Annotated in this window: 17 protein-coding genes; 9 read left to right on the top strand and 8 right to left on the bottom strand. The window is 42.1% G+C overall.

The features are described 5' to 3' along the window. The first annotated feature begins 16 nt into the window (after positions 1–16). The 4 genes from H6G97_RS21155 to H6G97_RS21140 all read left to right on the top strand — a co-directional run bounded on the left by H6G97_RS21155 (position 17) and on the right by H6G97_RS21140 (position 4,874). Entirely contained in the window at positions 17–775 is a 759-nt protein-coding gene (locus tag H6G97_RS21155; protein ID WP_190942652.1) for an LmeA family phospholipid-binding protein, read from the top strand. Positions 776–879: 104 nt separating this feature from the next. Beyond that, positions 880–2,574 (top strand): beta-carotene ketolase CrtO, encoded by a 1,695-nt coding sequence (gene crtO, locus H6G97_RS21150; RefSeq protein WP_190942651.1) that lies wholly within the window; start codon positions 880–882, stop codon positions 2,572–2,574. 491 nt (positions 2,575–3,065) lie between these two features. Beyond that, positions 3,066–3,809: a tetratricopeptide repeat protein gene (locus tag H6G97_RS21145; protein ID WP_190942650.1), complete on the top strand. Its 744-nt coding sequence runs from the start codon at positions 3,066–3,068 to the stop codon at positions 3,807–3,809. Positions 3,810–3,998: 189 nt separating this feature from the next. Continuing rightward, positions 3,999–4,874 carry an SDR family oxidoreductase gene (locus tag H6G97_RS21140; RefSeq protein WP_190942649.1) on the top strand — a complete coding sequence of 292 codons (876 nt, stop codon included), beginning with the start codon at positions 3,999–4,001 and terminating at the stop codon, positions 4,872–4,874. Here H6G97_RS21140 and H6G97_RS21135 read toward each other — a convergent pair. Beyond that, positions 4,868–6,112, bottom strand: a complete 1,245-nt coding sequence (locus H6G97_RS21135; protein WP_190942648.1) for an ATP-binding protein — start codon at positions 6,110–6,112, stop codon at positions 4,868–4,870. The two genes, H6G97_RS21140 and H6G97_RS21135, sit on opposite strands and share 7 nt — an antisense overlap. Before the next feature lie 45 nt (positions 6,113–6,157). Here H6G97_RS21135 and H6G97_RS21130 point away from each other — a divergent pair, with 45 nt between their 5' ends. After that, positions 6,158–6,721 (top strand): Uma2 family endonuclease, encoded by a 564-nt coding sequence (locus H6G97_RS21130; protein ID WP_190942673.1) that lies wholly within the window; start codon positions 6,158–6,160, stop codon positions 6,719–6,721. A 12-nt stretch (positions 6,722–6,733) separates the two neighbouring features. On the opposite strand, the gene H6G97_RS21125 is transcribed toward H6G97_RS21130, so the two are convergent. The 3 genes from H6G97_RS21125 to H6G97_RS21115 all read right to left on the bottom strand — a co-directional run bounded on the left by H6G97_RS21125 (position 6,734) and on the right by H6G97_RS21115 (position 11,970). Further along, a complete protein-coding gene (locus H6G97_RS21125) occupies positions 6,734–9,331 on the bottom strand; it encodes a WD40 repeat domain-containing protein (protein ID WP_190942647.1) in 2,598 nt (865 codons plus the stop codon). 1 nt (position 9,332) lies between these two features. Next, entirely contained in the window at positions 9,333–10,898 is a 1,566-nt protein-coding gene (locus tag H6G97_RS21120) for a P-loop domain-containing protein (RefSeq protein ID WP_190942646.1), read from the bottom strand. 574 nt (positions 10,899–11,472) lie between these two features. Next, positions 11,473–11,970, bottom strand: a complete 498-nt coding sequence (locus H6G97_RS21115; RefSeq protein WP_190942645.1) for a pentapeptide repeat-containing protein — start codon at positions 11,968–11,970, stop codon at positions 11,473–11,475. Positions 11,971–12,181: 211 nt separating this feature from the next. Between H6G97_RS21115 and gcvT the strand changes: the two genes are divergently transcribed. The 3 genes from gcvT to gcvP all read left to right on the top strand — a co-directional run bounded on the left by gcvT (position 12,182) and on the right by gcvP (position 17,074). After that, positions 12,182–13,318 carry a glycine cleavage system aminomethyltransferase GcvT gene (gcvT, locus tag H6G97_RS21110; protein WP_190942672.1) on the top strand — a complete coding sequence of 379 codons (1,137 nt, stop codon included), beginning with the start codon at positions 12,182–12,184 and terminating at the stop codon, positions 13,316–13,318. A 125-nt stretch (positions 13,319–13,443) separates the two neighbouring features. Next, positions 13,444–13,833, top strand: coding sequence for a glycine cleavage system protein GcvH (gcvH, locus tag H6G97_RS21105; protein WP_190942644.1), 390 nt, complete (start codon positions 13,444–13,446; stop codon positions 13,831–13,833). 322 nt (positions 13,834–14,155) lie between these two features. Further along, the gene (gene gcvP, locus H6G97_RS21100; RefSeq protein WP_190942643.1) at positions 14,156–17,074 is read left to right on the top strand and encodes an aminomethyl-transferring glycine dehydrogenase; all 2,919 of its coding nucleotides are present in this window, start codon (positions 14,156–14,158) and stop codon (positions 17,072–17,074) included. Between the two features lie 244 nt (positions 17,075–17,318). On the opposite strand, the gene H6G97_RS21095 is transcribed toward gcvP, so the two are convergent. Beyond that, on the bottom strand, positions 17,319–18,092 hold the full coding sequence (locus H6G97_RS21095) for a hypothetical protein (RefSeq protein ID WP_190942642.1): 774 nt from the start codon (positions 18,090–18,092) through the stop codon (positions 17,319–17,321). Positions 18,093–18,297: 205 nt separating this feature from the next. Beyond that, positions 18,298–18,705, bottom strand: coding sequence for a hypothetical protein (locus H6G97_RS21090; RefSeq protein WP_190942671.1), 408 nt, complete (start codon positions 18,703–18,705; stop codon positions 18,298–18,300). Positions 18,706–18,772: 67 nt separating this feature from the next. On the opposite strand from H6G97_RS21090, the gene H6G97_RS21085 reads away from it, so the two are divergent. Further along, positions 18,773–19,438: a class I SAM-dependent methyltransferase gene (locus tag H6G97_RS21085; protein WP_190942641.1), complete on the top strand. Its 666-nt coding sequence runs from the start codon at positions 18,773–18,775 to the stop codon at positions 19,436–19,438. A 59-nt stretch (positions 19,439–19,497) separates the two neighbouring features. Here H6G97_RS21085 and H6G97_RS21080 read toward each other — a convergent pair whose 3' ends face one another. Next, a complete protein-coding gene (locus tag H6G97_RS21080; protein WP_190942640.1) occupies positions 19,498–21,207 on the bottom strand; it encodes a fasciclin domain-containing protein in 1,710 nt (569 codons plus the stop codon). 730 nt (positions 21,208–21,937) lie between these two features. After that, a complete protein-coding gene (locus H6G97_RS21075) occupies positions 21,938–22,183 on the bottom strand; it encodes a GNAT family N-acetyltransferase (RefSeq protein ID WP_242055043.1) in 246 nt (81 codons plus the stop codon). Positions 22,184–22,311: the final 128 nt, after the last annotated feature.

Below are 22,311 nucleotides of genomic sequence, written 5' to 3'. Positions count from 1 at the left end.
AGGAGATTACCAATTCATGCCTGATGAGAATCGGTTGGAGGAAAAATTTCTATCACAGGAAGCTGAAAGGAGAGTATCCGAAAAGCTAGATACAGTAGAAGAAATAGAAGTAGATGTACAAACCGATCTTTTGAAAATAGTTCAGGGACAGGCGGATGGAGTTTCGGTTACAGGCCAAGGATTAGTAATCCAAGAAGGCCTTCGGGTACAGGAAATAAAACTGCAAACAGAAAGTATTGCCATTAATCCCTTCAGCGCTATTTTTGGTCAAATAGAACTTAATGAGCCAGTAAATGCCATAGTTCGCATTATAGTTACAGAAGTAGATATTAACCACGCCTTGACCTCAGACTTGATTCGCACCCAGATGCAAAATTTGCAGTTGGATGTTGATGGCGATATTGTTAGTTTTGAGCCGCAAAAAATTCAGGTATTTTTACCTGGTGATGGCAAAATAGAATGTAGAGGAAAGGTGCTGTTAAAAGAAATGGGAAAGACTCGCCCTTTCGGTTACACCGCGATTCTTCGCCCACGGACTAATTTACAACCCGCGATGCTGGAGAGTTTTAACTGCACTGAGGGAGAGGGTATTTCAATAGAATTAGTTACAGCATTTATGCATAAAGCTAAAGAAATAATGGGTCTACCATATCTTAAATGGGAAGATATAGCCTTTTCTATTAAAGATATAAAAGTAGAAATTGGTAGTTTAATACTTCTGGTAGAAACTCAAGTAAAGCAAATACCATCATCGTTAACCGTACTATCTCCTTAGCGGTATTAACACTAGTTAAAGATATTTTTTGTAACTAGGGAGTGATGTAAATTTATTAAAAGTTTTATAAGCTTTTAAAATCTACTTATTTATAAATTCCAACTATGCAAGAGTATGATGTTGTGCTTATCGGTGCTGGACACAATGGGTTAGTTTGTGCAGCTTACTTGCTGAAAGCTGGTTATAGCGTCCTGTTACTAGAAAAGCGTTCTGTTCCAGGTGGTGCAGCAACAACTGAAGAATGTTTACCGCAAGAAGCTCCCGGATTTAAATTTAACTTGTGTGCTATTGACCATGAATTTATTCACTTAGGGCCAGTTGTTGAAGAATTAGAACTAGAAAAATACGGCTTGCATTATTTGGAGTGTGATCCAGTTGTTTTCTGTCCTCATCCTGATGGGAAGTATTTCTTAGCACATAAATCGCTGGAAAAGACTTGTGCCGAAATCGCTCGTTATAATGAGCGTGATGCCAAAAAATACGCAGAATTTGTAGACTATTGGCAACGAGCGATCGGTGCAATGGTTCCTATGTTTAATGCACCGCCCAAGTCAATTATAGATATTGTGGGCAACTACGATATCAAAAAATTCAAAGATTTATTTTCGATGATTGGTTCCCCAAACAAAACGCTGGACTTTATTCGCACCATGTTAACCAGCGCTGAGGATTTACTTAACGAGTGGTTTGATGAGGAATTTCTAAAAGCGCCATTAGCCAGACTCGCAGCAGAACTTGGTGCGCCGCCATCGCAAAAAACTCTTGCCATTGGTGCAATTATGATGGCGATGCGTCACAATCCTGGAATGGCTAGACCGCGCGGCGGAACTGGCGCACTTGTACAAGCTTTGGTGAATTTAGTCACAAGCAAAGGTGGCGTTATTCTTACAGACCAGCATGTTGAAAAAGTTTTAATTGATGATGGAAAAGCTGTAGGTGTGCGGGTTGCTGGTGGTAAAGAATATCGCGCTAAATACGGCGTTATTTCTAATATTGATGCCAAGCGGTTATTTTTACAAATGACTGATAAAACTGACGTCGATGGAGCCGACCCAAATTTATGGGAAAGATTAGAACGCCGCATCGTTAACAATAACGAAACTATCCTCAAGATAGATTTGGCTTTAGACGAACCACTGCGCTTTCCATACCACGCCCATAAAGACGAATATCTCGTTGGTTCTATCTTAATTGCCGATTCGGTGGCTCATGTAGAAGAGGCTCATAGTAAATGTACCTTGGGACAGATTCCTGATGCTGACCCATCAATGTATGTGGTCATGCCTAGCTATTTAGACCCCACATTAGCACCGCCAGGTAAGCACACCGTATGGATTGAGTATTTTGCCCCTTATCAAATTGCTGGTGCTGAAGGCACTGGTTTAAAAGGTACTGGTTGGACAGATGAATTGAAAAACAAAGTTGCAGATAGGGTGGTTGATAAATTGGCAGACTATGCACCCAATGTCAAGAGTGCAACTATTGCCCGTCGTGTAGAAAGTCCAGCAGAACTAGGAGAAAGATTAGGCGCATATAAAGGAAATTATTACCATATTGACATGACCCTAGATCAGATGGTGTTTTTCCGTCCCTTGCCAGAAATAGCGAACTACAAAACGCCAATTGAAAATCTATTTTTAACTGGTGCTGGTACTCATCCAGGTGGTTCGATTTCGGGAATGCCGGGACGCAATTGTGCGCGTGTATTTTTACAGGCAAAACATCCCATTAGTCAAACTTTGAAGGATGCAAGAGATTCGATTAAGTCAACCGTCGAGTCAGTGTTTGGCATTAATTAGGTTTTATGCAAAGAGGCAAAAGCGCGAAGTAAGGCTTTGCCTCTTTGCGTTTTTACTCAGTTTCTGATCACGCCATGCTCAATATGCAATTAAAAGTTGTGTTTGACTTGGCTGAAGATTGTTGTGCATATTGACAAAGCACGTTGTAGCCATTGATTAATACATAAAGCAAATAACATCATTGTTTAGTGAAAAACGAGTACGATCGCACCCTTGGTAATTGAAACAGAGTACACCAGACAAGTGCGATCGCAGCGTATATGGCAACAGAAATGATCGTTTTTTGGGTGAAATATTTTCTAAGTAATTGCTTTATGTATATTTAATATGATAATGTGATAAACACTTAATTTTAATAATCATTTATGCGTCCTTAACAAAGCTCTTTATTAAAAAATGAGTAAATTAATGGGTAGAAACTAGTGTATTTTTAGTAATACTCAAAAAGCGAACAAATTTTAATATCACTTTATAAGTTTTGTAGGTACAGCATGGTTTTTCGGCGCTGCTTCGTTGCATCTAACTTAATAGTTTTCTTTGCGTTTGGCTGTAGTGGTGGGGCAAACTCATCAATAGAAAATACTACACAGGTTGTGAAAGAGACCAATGTAACCCAACTTTTCATAGAAGCGAAGGCTACGCAAAAAGCAGAAGATTTCTTTCATCAAGGCAATGATTTATTAGATGGGCAACGTTATGAAGATGCGATAAAAGCTTATGAAAAAGCGATCGCAATCAAAGTTGAGAGTCCTGAAGCTTGGATTAACCGTGGCATAGCTTTAACATCGTTGCAACGCTACCAAGATGCTCTTGTATCTTACGACAAAGCGATCGCTATCCAACCCGACAAATATGAAGCTTGGTATAACCGTGGCATAGCTTTAAAATCGCTGCAACGCTACCAAGACGCTCTTGTATCTTACGACAAAGCGATCGCTATCCAACCTGGCAAATACGAAGCCTTAATTAACCGAGGCATAGCTTTGACAAAGCTGCACCGCTACCAAGATGCGATCACATCTTATGATAAAGCGATCGCCATCAAGCAAGATTTGCACCAAGCATATTACAATAAAGCTTGCTCTTATGCTTTACAAAGCAATCTAGAATTAGCAATTGGCAACCTAAGCAAAGCAATCAAGCTTGTTCCTGATAAATACAAGAAATTAGCAAAAACTGACCCAGACTTTAGCAAAGTGCGTAGTCAAAAGCAGTTTCAGGAATTGCTGCAATAGTCTGTTGTAACCACCGCTCAGTGTAGAATATAAGCCAATACAGTTCAGATAAGACCAAAACACTTGTAGAGACGGCGATTTATGGCGTCTATAAAACCCAAAATTTTTGCCAGTAGCCCTTAACCCAAGCGTATTAGAATATAAGTCTGCTGTAGAAAGGTATTTTTCTTGAGCGGTTTACGATTAGACATGAAAAAATTGTTAATCACCGGGGCAAGTGGTTTTTTAGGATGGCATCTTTGTCAGCTTGCCAAACAAGAATGGGAAATTTATGGCACTTATTTATCCCATTCTTTAGAGATTCCTGGCATGAAAATGTTAAAAGCAAATTTAACAAATTTTCATGAATTAAAAAGTATCTTTAATAATGTCAAACCAACAGCAGTTATTCATACTGCTGCACATTCACAACCGAATTTTTGTCAAGCCCACCCTCAAGAATCACACGCAATTAATGTCATTGCATCCTGCAATATTGCCGGACTTTGCGCGGATAATTCTATTCCTTGTGCTTTTACTTCCACCGACTTAGTTTTTGATGGCTTAAATGCTCCCTATCAAGAAACAGATGCCGTGTGTCCCGTCAATCTTTACGGTGAGCAGAAAGCGATCGCAGAGGCAGGTATGCTAGAAAGGCATCCCATAACAGCAGTCTGTCGAATGCCGTTGATGTTTGGTGCGGCAACACCCACAGCTAAAAGCTTTATTCAGCCGTTTGTTGAGACTTTACAAGCAGAAAAAGAACTAAGTTTATTTATAGATGAATTTCGCACCCCAGTAAGTGGAGCAACCGCCGCCAAAGGACTTTTATTAGCATTAAAAAAAGTCAACGGCATCATTCATTTAGGTGGCAAAGAGCGGATTTCGCGTTATGATTTTGGACAAATATTAGTGGAAGTATTTCAACTTCCTAGCACTAGTCTTAAATCCTGCCGGCAACAAGATGTCAAAATGGCAGCACCTAGACCAACAGATGTTTCTTTGGATAGTTCCAAAGCATTTGCATTGGGGTATCAGCCTTTATCTGTAAGGGAAGAATTGCAGGAATTAATCAATAGTCAATAATCAGATTGTATTTGTTGCGTACCTAACCAGTGACGGAAGCTGGAATGATAGAGACTATAATGAATTTCTCCGGCAATTTGTTCTTGGTGTAAGAATTCAAGCCAACTTTCTAGAACTTCTTCAACTTCGTATTCATCTGTATTGATTATATTAGCTATAGCATCTACAGATATTGCTTTTTGCTGCTGTATAAAGACATTTAATACATCTATGCTGTGTTCCGTCCCTTCTTCTGGTGGAAACATTTTGTGTAAATGCTGCTGATAATATGCTTCTAAACCAGGCGGGAGTTGATTGGACTCGAAAGATTCCAGGTAGAAATTTTCTGCGTTAGCGTTCGCGGAGCGTCTCGTAGAGAAGCTTACCGTTCGCGTAGCGTCTCGCAGAGAAGGTATCGCACCTATTATCTGGCTAACATACATAAAATTATTTTCGCTCAAAGTGGTGGTGCGATCGCAAAACTCTTGCTCATTAATCTGGTGATTACTCAACCAAGATATAAGATTTGACCTCTCCCCCAACCCCTCCCCTACGAGAGGAGGGGAGTAATCTTGTCCCCCCCTTCCCTCGTAGGGAAGGGGGGTTAGGTAATTTTGAATATACGCTTGAATATCCCGCCGATTTTCTTCTGGAAAATCTGCTAAATCAAGACTTTGCGACGGCGTTTCAATTAATAAACCCGACTTCTCCCGCAAGAAAGGTCTACGAGTGAGGAGGAAATAGACCCCATCCGGGAGATAGCGGGGGAGATAAAACAGATTTGTACCAGGTGGTTGACTATTGCGGTCAATGCAATTCAACCCATCAATGGCAATTATCAGTTTTTGATGAGGTTCTAACTCATCGCTGATTTGCTGGAGAAGACTAGAGAAAAACCAACTTCCCTCTGTGACGTTATCAGGGAGAAAAGTGTAATTAAGCGAGTATTGATTAATGAGTTGCGTGCAGATATTTATGATAAATTCGTCAGCACGATTTTTACCCTCAAGTTCGGCATTGTAATAAATAACTTGAGGATTGTTTGTCACATATTTGGCGAGGATGGCACTTTTACCGCTACCAGGTGCGCCAATGATAGTGAAGTAACCGTGGCGATCGCGGTCGAGAAAGTTGTTAATAGCCGTGAAGACAAATTCACGACCGACAAAGTTTAGGCTTTTTTCTTGAATGATTTGCTCAAACTCCGTTGGATGTCCTCTGGAATTGATTGCAGTGCGTGGTTTGGGTGGTGAGTTCATAATTTTGGAGAATAATGAAAAGATAAAGCAGTAGTGGAGGTAATTATAACTGTGCACTTAGTAAGACGAAAATTTACAGTTGAGCAATATCATAAGATGGTTGAGTCGGGGATTCTCACAGAAGATGACCGAGTGGAATTGATTCGGGGAGAGATTATTGATATGTCGCCGATTGGGACAAAACACGCTGCTTGTGTAAATCGACTTGTTAATCTGTTGGTGCAGCTGTTGGGTAAAGGCGTTATACTTGCTGCTCAAAATCCGGTCGCGTTGAACAATAACTCAGAACCTCAGCCAGATGTCGCATTGCTTAAACCCCGTGATGATTTCTACGCCACTGCACACCCCCAACCCCAGGATATTTTTTTATTAATTGAAGTGGCTGATTCGACTGTTGTGTATGACAGAGAAGAGAAAATTCCTTTATATGCAGAAGCTAACATTATTGAAGTTTGGTTAGTAGATATTAACGAGCAAATTGTGGAAGTTTATCAACAACCAACAGCCGCAGAATATCAGCTTATGCAAAAGTTCACTAGGGGTCAAGGTTTATCAATTCAAGCTTTACCTGATGTGAATATTAGCGTCAATGAAATCTTTGGCAGATAGAAATATTTCTCCTTATTCTCCTGCCATTCCTTCAAGACGCAAAAAATGCAGCCTACCTGATGCTTCACCTGCCACAATTCTCTTGCCGTCTGGTGCAACTGTACAGCAAGAGATGGGGCTTTCCCCTGTGAAAGTGGCTATAGCCTCACCAGTAGAAAGATTCCAGACTTTGAGGGTGTTGTCGTTGGATGCAGAAATCACCTGTTGCCCATCGGCGGTGACTGCAACTGCATTTACCGAGTCTGTATGACCAGTGAGGGTAAGTAGTTCCGCCCCTGTTAACACATTCCAGACTTTAAAGGTATTGCCCTCGGATGCAGAAATCACTGGTTGCCCATTGGGGATAACTGCGACTGCATTTACCAAGCTACTATAACCTGTAAGAGTGAGTAGTTCTTCCCCTGTTTGCAGATGCCACACCTTCAGCGTGTGATTATCGGAAGCAGAAATTATCCGTTGCCCATCTGCGGTGAGTGCAACTGCATTTATCGAGTCTGTATGACCTCTCAGAGTGAGTAGTTCTTTTCCTGTTTGCAGATGCCATACTTTCAGGCTGCTGTCGCCGGAAGCAGAAATCACTTTTTGACCATCAGGAGTGACCGCAATTGCATTGAGTGCTTGATTATGACTACCAACTCTGCGGAATACCAAGGTCAACATCCAGCCTATAACTTCGACTGTTGTACTTGCTGAAGAATTATTTCCTGCCTTACTAGCATCAGGATATTTAAATAAGGAATTCCCTAAAGCCAACATGAACGAGTAAAATAAATTGCCTGTGAGAGTGAGTTGTTCCTTTCCAGTTTGGAGATTCCAAACTTTTAGAGTGCCGTCAGCGGAAGCAGAAATCACTCGTTGACTATCAGAAGTGACTGCAACTGCTTTTATTGAGCCATTATGACCAGTTAGGGTGAGTTGTTCCTCTCCAGTTTCTAAATTCCAAACTTTCAGAGTGCAGTCACTAGAAGCAAAAATCAGTTTTTGACTATCAGGAGTGAGTGTAACTGCATTTATAGAGCCATTGTGACCAGTCAGGGTGAGTTGTTCCTCTCCGGTTTCTAAATTCCAAACTTTTAAAGTGCAGTCATTAGAAGCAGAAATCACTCGTTGACCATCAGGAGTGACTGCAACTGCATTTACCGAGCTATTATGACTGGTTAAGGTGGGTTGTTTCTCTCCGATTTCTAAATTCCAAACTTTTAGAGTGCAGTCACTAGAAGCAGAAATTACTTGTTGACCATCAGGGGTGAGAGCAACTGTATTTACCGTACTATTATGACCAGTCAGGGTAAGTTGTTCTTCCCCCGTTTGAAGATTCCAAACTTTCACAGTGCAGTCACCAGAGGCAGAAATCACTTGTTGACCATTAGGAGTTACCGCTACTGCATATACCGAGCCATGATGACCAGTCAGAGTGAGTTGTTCTTCCCCCGTTTGGAGATTCCAAACTTTCACAGTGCAGTCATTAGAAGCAGAAATCACTTGTTGACCATTAGGAGTTACCGCTACTGCATATACCGGGCCATAATGATAAGTTAGGGCAAGTTGTTTTTTCCTTATCCAGGAATTCCACTTCAGCAATAGGAATTTTAATAATGTTGGCGATATTGATAGTGTAAGTTGTTCTTTACCCGTTTGGAGATTCCATACTTTCAGGGTAGTGTCACTAGAAGCAGAAATCACTTGTTGACCATCAGGAGTGACTGCAACTGCATTTACCGAGGCATTATGACCAGTTAGAGTGAGTAGTTCTTCCCCGGTTTGAAGATTCCATACCTTCAGCGTTTGAAGATTCCATTCTTTCAGGGTAGTGTCACCAGAAGCAGAAATTGCTCGTTGACCATCAGGAGTGACTGCAACCGCATATATCGAGCTATCATGACCAGTCAGAGTGAGCTGTTCTTCCCCCGTTTGCAGATTCCATACTTTCAGGGTAGTGTCACTAGAAGCAGAAATCACTCGTTGACCATTAGGAGTTACCGCTACTGAATTTACCGAGCCATGATGACCAGTCAGAGTGAGCTGTTCTTCTCCAGTTTGGAGATTCCAAACTTTTAAAGTGCCGTCAGCGGAAGCAGAAATCACTTGTTGACCATTAGGAGTTACTGCAACTGCATTTACCGAGCGATGATGACCAGCCAGGGTGCGAAGTAAGTTTTTCCCTGGTGGCGTTAAGCTAACAGTTAAGGGACATAACCAAGGTGTAATAGTTTTATGCTTGCTCTGTACTAATAGTGCTTGAATTTCTGGGATTTTTTTTTCTACTAAACGTCCCTGCAACTGGCCAGATAACTGTGTTTGATCAACTTCCACAACATGGGCTGATAGTAGCAATGCTCCTTGAATTAATTTGATGATTTTTACTTTTTCTGACTTATATTTTGGGTGATCTAACTCTGCAAATTCATCAATTAAATAATAATCTTTAACTAACGCTTCCACTCCAAACTCAGGATGGTTAATCTTTGCCACCATAAAATCAAAATCGGTCAGGAGTTGATAGTACTTTTCTAAATTGCCAGACTTCAGCAGGCTTGGAGCCAAAGTACCTAAATAAGCACGTTGAAAAGCAGGGGTTTGTGCCGCTAACTTAGTAGCAAATTCTCCCATATCATGCCATCTCTTTTATAAGATAGTCTGCAATGCGTTGATTAACCTCTTGAAATAGTTTACGTTTAGCGTCTAAAATTCGTTTTGCTTTCAAAAAATCTAAAAAACTAGCGTGATAGATGCTGTAGCAGTTTTCTCCTTTAATATTTTGCGGCTTTAAATACTCAACCCACTCATCTAAAACTACTTGCACATCATATTCATCTTGTTCAGCAATAGCTGCCATCATCTCACAGGGAATCGGTGTTCCAATCTCCACTAAAATAAACAGAATAAATACCTTTACTTCCTGGAGTTTTTCCTCCATCCCCATGCGCTGCCAATGGACTTGATAATATTCTTGCAACCCATCGGGTAATTGCTTTAAACTCAAGTCATTATAGTCACCATTAGCAATTCCTGGCAAAACATAGCGCAGGTACATGAAATTATTTTCACTCTTAGTTGCTACCTGCTCAACAAAATCGTTATCATAAATATTGCGGTTTTGAATCCACTGTCTAAGTGCATTCTTATAGTCTTTCTCGTCATTCAAAAAGAACCGAATATATTCCTTAATATCTTCACGACTCAAATCAACATACTGACTTCCCCTTAAATCTAGCTCCTCTATTGGCACATCTGGTGCAGACAAGCGTTTTTTATCTCTGGTATAGGGTCTTCTAGTCAGCAGAAAATAGACACGTTCAGGTAGCGCTGTTGGTAAATCTAAAAGATTCCCTCCTGCTTCTTGTTCCACTTCATCCAACGCATCAACTACAATTACAAGATGTTCGCCAGCAGTCAGTTTTTTGCTAACCTGTTCTAATAAATCTGCTAAATTAGCCTTTTCAGCATTCTGCAACTGGTAATGCTTAATTAATTGCTTGCGAATACTTTCCAGAAATAGCTCTGCTCGATTGCGACCATCGGAGCGAATATTAAAATAGCATGGTGATTTATTGTCCCAGACATATTTAGCAGCAATGGTACTCTTCCCCATCCCCGCATTACCCACTACTGTAAAATAACCACTGCGATTTTTATTGCAAAATTGCTTAAATGCGTCAAAAACAAACTGACGACCACAAAACGAGCGAATTTTTTCTCTAATTAACGACTTAAATTCTGTTGGATACTCATCTAAATTCCATTCAGGGAAAGGTTCAAACTCTTTCGATTTACTTTTTTTAGCAACCTTAATAAATATTTCCCCAAACTCCTCTAACTGCGATCGCAGTTCAATTCTCATCAATCGGATATCATATTCTGAATCCGTTCCCTGCAAAAACTTTTCTACTTCCTTGTAGAAACCCAAAGGATCATTCGAAGTATAAGCACTCCAAAAAGCATTTTTAATTTCTCTTTCTCGAAAAAGATTCAGCAGTACTTCTTGCTTATCCACACCATACTCAATTAAAGAATAAACATAAACACCATCAACATCTTTAGGTGGTTGTACTGGGTCAAAATTGAATTGTTTTAAAGTTCTAACTACAGTTTCATTGCGTTGAGCTTGATTAATAACTAGAGAAGCCGCAGGTTTAGCAATACTTTTAAGTGCATTAACTACAGGGTCAATATTCATCTTCGCTAGCAGTAGAGATAATTTTTACACCTGTAACATATCCTAACGACAGATGCCAAAATTAAGCAAATACACACATATATAGCGTTTCTCGCTTACGTCACGTACACCCGTAGGGGCACGGCATGCCGTGCCCCTACACCTTGCTGCGCTAACCCACCCTCTAAAACTTTTCCTCCGCGCCCTCTGCGTCTCTGCGGTTCGATTCTCACACTCATTGCCAAAGCGAGTAGACGTAGCCCTTCGTAGACATTGCCTAGCTATTTCGAGTTCCAAAGCTCAACGTTGACCTTTTGAGACTCAACTTTGACCTTCTGAGACTCAACTTTGACCTTCTGAGGCTCAACTTTGACCTTCTGAGGCTCGACGTTGACCTACCGAGGCTCAACTTTGACCTTCCGAGGCTCAACGCTGACCTTCCGAGGCTCAACGCTGACCTTCCGAGGCTCAACGCTGACCTTCCGAGGCTCAACGCTGACCTTCCGAGGTTCAACGTTGACCTTCTGAGGCTCAACTATAGCGCAGCGTCGTATGAAACCACCCTGCTCTCCACTAGCAAAGAAAGGGTTAAATTCTACTTACATCCTAAAGACTGGCGAGTATTTACACCGGTTTTAGAATTAACACCACTTGCCTGAACACAAAGTTTTTTCACTTGCGTTCCATCTAAAATTGCATTGGTAAAATCAGCATCTTTGATATTTACATCATCAAAAATAGAACGCAGCATCATTGCATCAGTCAACACAGCATCGCTTAAATCAGCATCTTTAAATCTTGTTAGATAAGCTATACCTTCACTAAAATCAGCGCCATGCAGATTTACTCCCTCCAGCAGAGTACCGTTAAACACGACACCACGTAAGTCAGCATTGCTAAAATTAGCATTCTCTAATTTGAGATTGGTAAACTCCGTGCCAACTAAACTTTGACCAGAGTAATCCTTGCCCTTGAGTTCATCATTACCCATAGAACGGGTAATACTGGAAGAACTTGCAGCTTGTGCCGATAAGGGAAACCAAAAAAGAACCATAGCTAAGACAAAACTAGCTAACAATCGCCAATATTTCATAATGTCTTCTTAATAAATCTCAACACTTGCACCATTAACTATTAAACCTCACAGAAGGGGACAAAGGAGTGAAGAAGGGAATAGGGTACAGGGTAGAGATTATTCCCTATTAGCTGTCACCTGTTACCTCTTCCCTAATCTCTCGTAGGATGATAGATGTTGAGGTGCGATGCCTAATGGCAAGTTGCTCCGCATCTACGCAAAATTACCTGTGGCTAATCAAGAAGACAACGCCCAATCTCTGGCGCGAACCCCTTTATATCAATTGGGTGTAGAACTCAAAGCACGCCTTACCAGCTTTGGCGGCTGGGAAATGCCTGTGCAATTTAGTGGAATTAGCCGCGAACACGAGGCTGGAAGAAATACAGCCGGAATGTTCGATATTTCCCACATGGGCAAATTTACCCTCCAAGGTAAAAACCTGATTTCCCAACTCCAGTCTTTAGTGCCTTCTGACTTGAGTCGTTTGCAACCCGGTCAAGCACAATACACCGTATTGTTAAATCCCCAAGCCGGAATTATTGACGACATCATTGTTTATTACCAAGGTGAAGACACCACTGGTACACAAAGGGCATTCATTATAGTTAATGCGGCAACCTCTAGTAAAGATAAAGCATGGCTATTGCAACACCTTGACCTGGATAATGTGCAATTCCAAGACCTTTCACCAGATAAAGCCTTAATCGCCGTGCAAGGGCCAAAAGCGATTAAATATCTCCAGCCATTAGTGCAAGAAGACTTACAACCAATCAAAGCTTTCGGACATTTAGAAGCAACCCTACTAGGTAAACCTGCCTTCCTAGCCCGCACAGGTTACACCGGAGAAGATGGCTTTGAAGTGATGGTAGACCCGGATGTGGGGGTAGAATTGTGGCGAAACCTCTATAAAGCTGGTGTCATCCCCTGTGGGCTTGGTGCCAGAGATACCCTGCGGCTAGAAGCAGCGATGGCGCTTTACGGACAAGATATCGATGATATCACCACACCCTTAGAAGCAGGTTTGGGGTGGCTAGTTCACTTAGATACCAAAGGCGATTTTATTGGTCGAGAAGTTTTAGCACAGCAAAAAGCCGCTGGAGTCCAGCGCCGATTGGTGGGTTTGCAAACTCAAGGACGTAACATTGCCCGTCATGGTTATCAAGTGTTATCCGCAGGTAAAGTTGTGGGAGAAGTAACTAGTGGCACTCTGTCGCCGACACTTGGCTATCCCATTGCCTTAGCCTACGTTCCTACCCAACTAGCAACCGTCGGTCAACAGCTAGAAGTCGAAATTCGCGGCAAAGCTTATCCATCAGTTGTGGTTAAACGTCCCTTTTATCGGTCAAAAAATCGTGTTGCCAACTGATAAGCGCCGAGGTTTTTGAGGAATAATGTGTTGTGAGTTATTCAATCTACACTAAGGTTCATTACCATATATGGCTTGGATGACTATTGAGGCAATAATTTTTTTAATAAGGGAGAGGAAGTGATATGTCTTTTGAATATCCTCAAGATTTCAGATACCTGGATTCTCATGAATATGTGCGAATAGATGGTGAAATTGCCACCATTGGCATTACTGAGTTTGCCACACATGAATTGGGTGATATCGTCTTTTTGGAACTGCCAGAAATTGGCGATGCTCTTGCTAGAGGAGAAAACTTTGGCACAATTGAATCCGTGAAAGCCGTTGAGGAACTGAATTCACCAGTGACAGGCACCGTTATAGAACGGAATGAAGCCTTAATAAATTCTCCCGAAGAAGTGTCAGAAGATCCCTACGGGGAAGGGTGGTTTTTGAAAGTGCGCGTCAATGACCCTGGCGAAGTTGAGGATGCCTTGACAGCCGATGAGTATCGGGCGCTGGTAGAAGGGGAGTAGGGGGTAAGGGGAACAAGGGGAATTTGGTTCTGATAAGCAGGGGAGGCGGGGGAGGCAGGGGAGGAGGAAGCATTACTTATTACTAAGTAGCTCTTTCTCCCTCTGCTTCTCTTCTCCCTCTGCTCCCCCTGCTCTCATCTCCCTCTGCCCAAGAACAGGCTGCCTCAACCAAAAATTCCTTAACCGAACGATATTGCCATCTCTCTCATCTCCCACTCCATCTCAAAATAAATCATGAAATTTAGATGAACTGAAAAATTACACCTACTTCTCATCAGTATTTATTGCAAAATATGAAATAGTACCGTCTGGAGAGTAATTTGTGGTATTAAACGCCCCTATTCTCAAATCTCATGAGCAGCAAGTGCTGGACGAAAAAAGTCAGAAATTAAGTAATTTTGCGCCAAGACACATTGGCCCTAACTCCGATGACATCCAGCTTATGCTTAAGGTTTTGGGGTTTCCCAGCCTGGATGCCCTAATCGACCAAACAGTTCCACAGGCAATTCGGCTGAAGCAACCGCTAAAGTTACCAGAAGCAGAAAGTGAGTACGCAGCGCTGGCATCGTTAAAAAAAGTTGCTGCCAAAAATCAAGTTTTCCGCTCATATATTGGTATGGGATATTACGATACTATTACCCCACCTGTAATTGGGCGTAACATCCTAGAAAACCCCGGTTGGTATACTGCCTACACTCCTTATCAGCCAGAAATTGCCCAAGGACGACTAGAAGCGCTGCTGAATTTTCAAACCCTGATTATTGACCTCACAGGTTTGGAAATTGCCAATGCTTCGTTACTTGATGAAGCCACCGCAGCTGCTGAAGCAATGAGCCTAAGCTATGGTGTCTCCAAAAATCATGCAGATGCCTATTTTGTCTCTCGTGACTGCCATCCCCAAACTATCGATGTGTTGCAAACACGCGCTCAACCATTGGGGATTAAGATTGTTGTTGGCGATCATCAAACATTTGATTTTGAACAAGCAATTTTTGGGGCTGTTCTGCAATATCCTGCAAGTGATGGCACCATTTACGACTACCGCGCTTTTATAGAAAAAGCCCATGCTAAGGGTGCATTGGTGACGGTAGCAGCAGATCCTTTAAGTTTAACTTTGCTAACCCCTCCTGGGGAATTTGGTGCTGATATTGCTGTAGGCAGCACTCAGCGGTTCGGTATTCCCTTGGGGAATGGTGGCCCTCATGCGGCATACTTCGCTACAAAAGAAGAGTATAAGCGGCTAGTTCCAGGGCGAATTATTGGAGTATCAAAAGATACCCAGGGTAAACCTGCATTGCGTCTCGCTTTGCAAACCCGCGAACAGCACATTCGTCGTGAAAAAGCTACTAGTAATATCTGTACTGCACAGGTGTTGCTGGCGGTAATGGCGAGTATGTACGCGGTCTATCATGGCCCTGCTGGACTGAAGCAAATTGCCGAAAATATCCACTCTTTGACAGTGTTGCTGGCGGAAGGACTGAAGCGTTTGGGTTACAACATCAGTTCCAAAGATTACTTTGATACGCTGCGAGTTGAATTGGGAAGACGAAATTTAGAAGATATTCTGGCAGCTAGCGAAAAATTGCAAATTAACCTGCGGGTTTTTGATGCAACTGCTGTTGGTATCTCGCTGGATGAAACAACTACACCAAAAGATTTAATCGACCTTTGGCAAATTTTCGCTGGTACAGATGATTTACCCTTCAGTTTAGAAGAATTAACTGTTTCCTCATCCTCCCATCTCCCTCTCTCCCGTACAAGTACATATCTCACTCACCCAGTCTTTAACCGCTATCACTCAGAAACTGAGTTATTGCGCTATTTGCACAAGCTAGAAAGCAAGGACTTGTCGCTAACGACATCGATGATTCCTTTAGGGTCATGCACAATGAAGTTGAATGCGACATCTGAGATGATTCCGGTAAGTTGGGAGAAATTTGGGAAAATTCATCCATTTGCCCCCGCGTCACAAACGCAAGGTTATCAACTTCTGTTTGAGCAACTTGAGGCATGGTTAGCTGAAATTACTGGTTTTGCAGGAATTTCTTTACAACCAAATGCCGGTTCTCAAGGTGAGTATGCTGGACTTTTAGTCATTCGTCAGTATCACGAAAATCGGGGTGAAGCACACCGCAATGTTTGTTTGATTCCTACTTCCGCACACGGGACAAATCCAGCGAGTGCAGTGATGTGCGGGATGAAGGTTGTGGCTGTTGCCTGTGACTCACAAGGTAATATTGACGTTGATGACCTGAAGAGTAAGGCAGAAAAACACAGCAATGATTTAGCTGCCTTAATGGTGACATATCCCTCAACCCACGGTGTCTTTGAGGAGCCAATTCAGGAAATCTGCGCTGTTGTCCATAGTCACGGTGGACAAGTTTACATGGATGGGGCAAATATGAACGCCCAAGTGGGAATTTGCCGTCCTGGGGATATTGGCGCGGATGTTTGTCACTTGAATCTGCACAAAACCTTCTGTATTCCTCATGGTGGCGGTGGCCCTGGTATGGGGCCTATTGGTGTTGCTTCTCATCTTGTGCCGTTCCTACCTGGACATCCTGTGGTGGGGAGTAGGGAAGAAATCTCTAATTCCCAACGTATTGGTGCTGTTGCGGCTGCGCCTTGGGGTAGTGCGAGTATTTTGGTGATTTCTTGGATGTATATCGCCATGATGGGTGCAGGGGGTTTAACCGAAGCAACTAAGGTGGCAATTCTCAACGCTAACTACATTGCTAAGAAACTGGAATCGTACTATCCGGTTTTGTATCAGGGGAAAAATGGTCTGGTTGCCCATGAATGTATTTTAGATTTGCGATCGCTAAAAAAATCGGCAAGTATCGAAATCGATGATGTTGCCAAGCGTCTGATAGATTATGGCTTCCATGCGCCAACTGTCTCCTGGCCTGTAGGCGGTACAATCATGGTGGAACCTACAGAAAGTGAATCTAAACAAGAATTAGATCGTTTCTGTGATGCGTTAATTTCTATTCGTCAAGAAATTGCCGAAATAGAAGTTGGCAAGGTGGATGCCCAAGATAATGTTTTGAAGAACGCACCCCACACTGCCGAAAGTCTTATCACCGGAGAATGGCATCATCCTTATTCTCGTGAGCAAGCTGCTTATCCTGCGCCTTGGACTCGTGAATATAAATTCTGGCCTGCTGTTGGCCGCATTGATGCAGCTTTTGGTGACAGGAATTTTGTTTGCTCTTGTCTGCCAATGGATGCTTATTCGTAGTACCTCAGCCCTATTACGCTGATTAGGAGACTGAGGCTATAGGGGCGTACAATTGTACGTCCCTAACTATTTGTATCAGTTATGTTGAGTTTAGGACTTATACCAATTCTGTATGAAGATGCGCTAAACCATATTTAAGTACAAGAAAGAAGAAAGAGAAACGAACCGCAGAGGCACAGAGGACACGGAGAAATAAAAGTTTAAGAGATATTTTGCGTAAGTCCTAGAGTTATGGGAGCAATAATTAAGCAGTCTTAAAAAATCGAATAATTTCGCGGACATGATCGAGAAATTGCCCGTCGGTGGAAAGTTGCGCGATCGCATTTCTGGCTTCTCTTCCCAAACGCTCATGTTCGGTTTGATTTGTCGCCCGTAATTCTTCTAAATTAGCCGCAACTTGAGCTAAATCTCTACGAGTCTCTTCGGCAAAGCGTTGTTGAGTTGCGGGTAATGAATAGGGTTGTTCGGCGTTGAGTTGATCTTCCAATGACTGAATTTTTTGTTCCAATATAGAGAAGCGATCGCGCAGTTCAATAATATCTTCACGCGGATACTTCCATTCTTGGCGAATCATCGTTAACCGCGCATATAAATACTCATAAGCGCGAATCGCTGGACGGAGAATTGTTAATAACAAAGCTGCGCCAGAACTTATATACCCCACCGTACTAATACCAGTGACAGCAAGTGTATAAAGACCAACGGCTGAGAATAAGTGTAAAGCAATGGCAACCCAGAGCGATCGCTTTGCCAACACTGTCACATACTTCACTTGTTTTTCATCGACTGGAATTCCTCTCTCAGTTGATTGTGCTGCTTCTGCTAAGACTTCTTTGGCTTGAAAATGCACATTCCACGGTACGGTAACAATTACCAATAGCCACCAAAAGCTTGCACCACCAATCACCCAATCAAGAAAGTTACCCGCAGGGAGGTGCAACCATTGCAGTAAGCCAAAAGCCGTTAGCACCACAATCACAATTCCGGTAATGGAACTGATGAAAAAGTTGATATACATCTTATCCTGTCTCCGGTGAAACTATCACCTCGATCATGACTTTACCCTAGCACTTATACCTAAGTAATTGTGCTGGTTTTTCTATTTGCACACACCAGCTATTGAATGAGATAGCTACGCCAATTAGGTTGAGTATCTTTGCTACCTTTTTGGGAAGAGTCGTAACAGAGGTGATTGTGATGGTTTTTGTAGTTGCACAAACCAGCTATTGAATGAGATAACTACGCCAAATTGGTTGAGTATTTTTGCTACCTTTATCTGGAAGCAGCAATCGCCAAGTTTTACCTTCTTGCTGAATTTGCAGGTAAACATCAAAGGGTTTTTTTGGTTGCGTCAACTGTCGTTTTGGTAGCTTAATAATCAAGTCGTAGGTTCCCCGAACGTGGAAAGCTGGTAAATTTTCAATCGTTAAGGGTTGTTCCTGGGCAATTGATAGACGTTTGATTTCAAATCCTTGAAAATCTAGATCCAACTGTTGGCTAAGTTTTTGTTGAGTTTGCTCTAGCCCAAGTGCGATCGCTTTTTGCACTAAATCGTTAGTCGGTAGCAGTCCAATACTGCCACAAGCCGTTACTAGCACCAGCAATATTGCTATCAAAACTAAGCGCACCATGTTATTCCTGAGATTCCACTTATCAGCGATAGTATAACTGTAGATTCTCTCAATTCTTTCATCTACCATGCCAAAACAGTCTATAGGTCTTGATAACCAACTCTACAATTATCTTTTATCAGTTTCGCTGCGGGAACCAGAAATTCTTGGGAAGTTACGCCAAGAAACTGCCAATCATCCCTGGAGTGGAATGCAGATTTCACCAGAACAAGGGCAGTTTATGAGCCTTCTGGTGCAGTTAATTGGAGCGAGGAAAACCTTGGAAGTTGGAGTTTTTACAGGTTATAGCTCACTTTCTGTAGCTTTAGCACTACCGACTGATGGCAAGATTATCGCTTGTGATGTGAGTGAAGAATTTACTGCGATCGCCCGACGGTATTGGCAGAAAGCTGGGGTTGCCGATAAAATCGATCTGCGATTAGCACCAGCTTTGGAAACTTTAGATCAGCTATTGGCAACTGGGCAAGCCGAGACTTATGATTTTGCCTTTATTGATGCTGATAAAGAAAATTATGATGTATATTATGAGCGATCGCTGCAATTAGTACGTCCAGGTGGATTAATTGCTATTGATAATGTTTTATGGTCGGGACAAGTAGCTGACGATCAATATCAAGATGAAAGCACCCAATCTATCCGGGCGCTCAACAAAAAGTTACATCATGACGAACGAATAACACTCTCCCTTGTCCCCATCGCCGATGGGCTTACTTTAGCCATCAAGCGCCCCTAAATAGGAGCGAGCGCACAACTAATTGTGCGCCCCCTAGCGTATGTTGATACTGTTAACTCTTAGAAGTTGTAGCCAACTCCAAATAGTAGCCCGACATCAGTTTCATCCATAAAAGCAGCATTTACAGCACCTGTCAGCGTAAACCGAGTACCCAGAGGAACGTCTACACCACCAGTTAGCAGTAATCCAAAATCAGTATCAAGATTAGCTTCAATAGCTACGCCAGCACCCACGTAAGGAGATATAGCAAAGGTTCTTTCCCCTACCGCACCTGCTGCTTGGGGAGAAAAATCTAAAGTCAATGGAACCAGAAATATTGTATCGTCTCCAAACAATACTGATGGCCGAACTGATATATTGCGTGTCAGACCAAGTTTACTGATTACTGTAAAGTTACCTTCACTCAAAGCTGTATCACTGCCACTCAAACCAATATTACCAGCAACACCGATATAGCTTCTGCCACCACGAGTAGCTCTACCTACTGTAGTATCAGTTGTACCATCTGTGTTTCCTGTTGGTGGCTGATTTAACTGACTGATATTAACATCAGCTGGGATCAGGACTTGGTTAATTGCATGGATAACACCATTGCTAGCTTTCACGTCTGCCTGGAGAACTCTGGCATTATTCACGCCGACTTGATTGTTAGCGGTATCAATTTGAATATTTACTGGTGTTCCTTCATCGGTTCTCAGTTCCCCAGCCGAAAGTTGACTGGAAGTTACCGCACCGGGAACTACGTGATATCTCAAAATCTTAACTAATGCATCTCTATTCTCTGGTTGCTGTAACTGTTGTAAAGTAGCAGCAGGTAAAGCAGCAAATGCTTGATCGGTGGGAGCGAAGACTGTATAAGGCCCCGCCTGTTGCAGAACATCTGCTAAACCCGATGTCTTTAATAAAGAAGTCAGAGTGGTAAAAGAATTACTAGATGCAGCAAGAGAAACAATATCGGTACCGGTTTGAGTACCGCCAGGAGTTCCAGCTACAATATACTGACTAGCTGGAAGATTACTAGCAATGGGTTGCACCCGTCCTTGTCTAGCCAAAGCTTGGTATAAAAGTGCCGCTGCTTCAGCACGAGTCAAGGACTGTTGTGGATTGAGTTGTTTTACATCTGGGTAGTTGACAACAAGATTACCTTGTGTTGCTGCTGCCACACTTCCAACAGCGTAGTCTGGGATAGCTGAAGCATCGTTGTAGTAAGTACTAAGAATACTTGTATCGCCACCAGACAAACCCAAGCCATTACTTAAAGCAACGATTCCCTGTACCCTGGGTATTTGTTGATTTGGTCTAAATACGTTCCCAGGATAGCCTGCCAAAAATCCAGTTTCGTAGGCGCTTTGAATTGCAGAAGCCGCCCAGTAGCCAGCAGGAACATCACTAAATCCACCTGGACTTAATTGCCGAACTCGGTTTTGGTTGCCGAAAGCTTTTTGAATCAAGGCAGCAAATTCAGCACGAGTCACAGGTTGATTCGGTCTAAAACTGCCATCAGGAAAGCCACTAATCACGTTATTCTGAGCTAAAACTTGAATGAAAGGACGCGCCCAATAATCTGAGGAAACATCAGACAAGTTAACTGTTGAAGTTGGTGATGGTGTTGCAGATGGTGTTGTAGATGGGGTTGTAGATGGGGTTGTAGGAACAGTGCTTTGGGATAATGCTGGGGTAGAAATTACGATGGGACTTATTATAGCTGTGGTCATTCCCAGAACTAGCAAAGCAACCTTTGTTGATGAGCAACGAAACAAACTAGACATGGAAATATCCTCTTTTGAATTTTTTGGGTTGACTATTGGGAAATACTGAATGCAACGTTAGGTGAATACAAATATCCAGATAGTTATTTGGTTATGCCTCGATATGAAACCCGTTAACTCTGGAAAATTAAAATGCGGGATATTATGAGTAGCTACTTTGATATCTCATAACATTTATCCCAATGTTCACTACAGATGGTATAGGAATCTTATTTATTTTTTCAAAAACCGCAGATGACGCTAAAAATAAGCAAGCATACTGTGGTAATATGGTAGATTGCAACAATAAAGATAATTAGTGCAAGTAAGCGATTTCATCAGTTCTAAAATTGCAACCAAGCAGTAAAATAATTGGCCTTAAATAGCCGTGTCTTTAGAATTGCCGAGGAGAGTTAATGCCGTCAAGCTCAATGCATCATGATCTATAGCAACATTTAATAAGTAAAATGTATCTTGGCCTACATAATATATTATTAGTCTTTAATCGAGATTATACAACTAACTCAGGGCTGGATTTTGAGGAAAAATTTTCACTCTTTAGATAGTTGTCCTCGATGGTAAATTTCAAAATATTAAACTGAAAATTAGCGATCGCAATCAAAAATTTCCAGCCTGATTGACTCAATATTTTCGCCTAAGAATTAAGTTTTTTGTAAAAGACAATTTTATGAAAAGGAATCCAAAGATAAATTAGGCTTTTTAAAAGCTGTCCAATCCGGATGAATCTTACTTACAACTTTTCTGGAGGTAGGGCAACAAATCCGGTTTTTACTCCACGCTTAAACCCTACTTTTTCATAGAAGTGCAAAGTCTCCTCACGTTTTGAGCCACTTAAAAGCATCACTTTATAACACTGTTGCTCCCATGCCAAAGCTAAGGCATAATGCAGCACTTGTGTACCAAATCCCTGTTGTCGATAATTGGGGTGAGTGACAACATTTTCAATAATCCCGTATGGACGTGCGCCACGCGTCAAGTTGGGAACAATAGTTCAGGACTTACGCAACTGGAACAAATAGCGAGCGGGGCGTAGCCCTACCACACGACAATTTAAATCAAACCAAGCACATAGGAATACTTGGGCGTTTTAGTTGCTGAATTAAA

Origin of the sequence: Nostoc flagelliforme FACHB-838 (genome assembly GCF_014698065.1) — a bacterium.
Classification (GTDB): Bacteria; Cyanobacteriota; Cyanobacteriia; order Cyanobacteriales; family Nostocaceae; genus Nostoc; species Nostoc flagelliforme_B.
The sequence above is the reverse complement of the archived record's forward strand: the minus strand, read 5'-3'. Positions and strand labels throughout refer to the sequence as shown.